Genomic DNA, 1,912 nt, shown 5'->3' with positions numbered 1-1,912 from the left:
TTTTTGCCACCAACTGCTGCAGCGACTGCAGCTGCACCTGCAAGAATAATAGGTAATGCCATTGTTATTTCCTCGTTAAATTTATGTTAATTAAAATATATTATGTTTGTATCGCAATAAAACTAGGATGTGATCATCTTTGCTTGCTCTCCAAACCCCCTAACCCAAGCGTTTAACTCACGTTCACTAGATGTGGTGATAGTAAGAATAATTTCGCCATTTTCGATTTCTTCGATTTTTTGTTCATCGCACCAAATTCTTTCTTTGACATAACCAGCCGCTGATTTGGCAAATTGAATTGAAAAAGTACGAGGTTCATGTTCAGGTAAACCAAACATTGTTTTATTTTCAATTGGATCAGCTATTGATATAGAGGCTTTTTGATTAATAAAATCTAACTTTTGTATTCGGTGAATTGCCAAACAAGTACTGTGTTTTAATTCTGTCGCAACGTTATTTGAAATTGCGCCATAAACATATAAGGCATGATTCATTGCAATTACTTTTTGCGGAATAAAATAGTGGTTTTTTCCTTGTTGATTACCACTAGCAACATAATGAATGTGGCAAAAAGTCTTGTTTTCAATACACTTTAATAAGTCCTCAATAATGCTAACTTTCTCTGAATAATCAATCTTCCCTTTACTAAAAAAGGCAATAGGTTTACTTAGTGAAAAGTGTTCTCTTGTATCTAACTCTAATAACAACATAGAAAGATGCAATAATGTTTGATCAATACGTTCACCAATCTCTGGTGGAATAAAGGGTTTGGACAATTCACGGCACAAACTTAGATATCGTAATTCCTGATAATTTAAACCTAGTGTATTTTTATGATTGATCTGCAAACTATACCAACGACGATTTTTTTCCTTGCCAGAGCAGAAACATTCAGGGAAAGATAACTCGATCTGTTCAGCTAGTCGTATTACTGTTTGAGCAGAACAGTTTAGTATTTCAGCTAAATCTGATTGATAATGCGGTTTATTATCTGATAGCAAAATGTGATACATTTTCAACAGTTTTTGTCCTGCACTAACATTTGAATCTTTCTTCCTACCCATCATCTATTTACCTATTGTAACCTTTTCCCTAATTAGAAATATTGCTTTATTTTTAATCAAATATTTTTACAGAATAATATAGCTTTTCTTAACTTAAAGTATTAACTGAATTTACAAATTAAACTTTATGCTTGATCTGAATAAAAATCCGATAACATTTACATTAATAATGTTATATTCTGATTACGCATTAAATTATCAGATTGTTTTTCCTATCTACGGAAAAAGAAATAAAAAGAATTATTTTTTTATTTAATTATTGATGAATAAGAGAAAATTGTCATATCGGAATTTTCGATCAATTAATGATCATTGATCGTTTATTTCGATCAATATTACTCAATTCTATCTTTTTTGTGCTTATTTTGATGTAATTTCAGTAGAGATTAGTTATCTAGTTTATTAAATATAGCTGAACTCAGTTTTGATAAGACTTTAGACATAAAAAAACCAGCTTTAAGCTGGTGTTCTTTGTGACTTGGTGCCAGTGGTCGGACTCGAACCGACACGCTTTTAAGGGCGGCGGATTGCAAATCCGTCTACCTCGGTTCGACTCCGGGACGCGCCTCCATTTTTTAAATTAATCAATTTTTAGTTTTTTCAGTTACATTTATTTTTCAATTTTATAATCTAACTTTATTAACATTATTTATGAGCTACTTTAATTATCATGCAAAAGCAAAGAAGTTAATCAAAAATGGTAAACTTGTTAGATATGAGTTCGTGGATAATTGGAATGGTATTAAACCTGCATTAGTTTTATATTTTAAAGAGGTTAATCCTATGCCAATTAGAGAATACCGATGGGATGAATATTTACCATTATTGAATAATAAAACCTAACTTAT

Annotated in this window: 2 protein-coding genes; one reads left to right on the top strand and one right to left on the bottom strand. The window is 31.0% G+C overall.

The features are described from left to right. Nucleotides 1-122: 122 nt before the first annotated feature. Complete coding sequence (locus tag A9G44_RS10420; protein ID WP_065610887.1) at nt 123-1,067, bottom strand: WYL domain-containing protein; 945 nt, start codon at nt 1,065-1,067, stop codon at nt 123-125. Between the two features lie 648 nt (nt 1,068-1,715). Here A9G44_RS10420 and A9G44_RS10415 point away from each other — a divergent pair. Beyond that, nucleotides 1,716-1,907 (top strand): thermostable hemolysin delta-VPH, encoded by a 192-nt coding sequence (locus A9G44_RS10415; RefSeq protein WP_065574966.1) that lies wholly within the window; start codon nt 1,716-1,718, stop codon nt 1,905-1,907. The last annotated feature ends 5 nt before the right edge of the window (nt 1,908-1,912 follow it).

The sequence above is a fragment of the Gilliamella sp. Occ4-3 genome (assembly GCF_001690675.1).
GTDB classification, from domain to species: Bacteria; Pseudomonadota; Gammaproteobacteria; order Enterobacterales; family Orbaceae; genus Gilliamella; species Gilliamella bombi.
This window is presented reverse-complemented; position numbering and strand designations above follow the sequence as displayed.

Coding starts and splice junctions, on each gene's coding strand:
- A9G44_RS10415 (WP_065574966.1), top strand. CDS start 1,716: ATGAGCTACTTTAATTATCATGCAAAAGCAAAGAAGTTAATCAAAAAT.
- A9G44_RS10420 (WP_065610887.1), bottom strand. CDS start 1,067: ATGATGGGTAGGAAGAAAGATTCAAATGTTAGTGCAGGACAAAAACTG.